At 57.9% G+C, this 385-nt stretch carries 1 protein-coding gene; it reads left to right on the forward strand.

Annotation, left to right across the window (positions count from 1 at the left end; genetic code table 11):
* Nucleotides 1-104 precede the first annotated feature (104 nt).
* On the forward strand, nt 105-385 hold a 281-nt coding region (locus tag GR197_RS32195), incomplete at its 3' end, for a hypothetical protein (RefSeq protein WP_204330548.1).

Here is a 385-nt window from a genome sequence, read left to right on the forward strand (position 1 = left end):
GCAAGAAGGTGGTCGGCTTCTTCGGCAGCTAAGCGGTACGCGCTGTCTCGGGCCTCGTTCATCGATGAGCGAGGCCTTTTTACTTTCGAGAGGTGGGTGATGCTATGGATGTACTTCGCAGCGTTTTTGGGCCTGCTCTGCGCTGGTGCGGTCGTGTTGGGCTTTGGTGCTTGAAGCGCCTTCTGTTCGTTGTTGCCGTGGTGACGGCATTGGGGTTGCTTGGTCGCAGTGCGCATGCGCAGGCTGTTGGGTGTTCGATGCCCGGTCAGATGTGTATTTCTGGAAGCGGTTCGGGTATCGGCGTCGATGTGTCGGCACGGCAAAGCGGCAACGGTGTCCCGCAAACGCCCTCTAGCAATGTCATGAATGTGCTGATACCGATCAC

The organism is Rhizobium phaseoli, assembly GCF_010668805.1.
GTDB lineage: Bacteria > Pseudomonadota > Alphaproteobacteria > Rhizobiales > Rhizobiaceae > Rhizobium > Rhizobium phaseoli_A.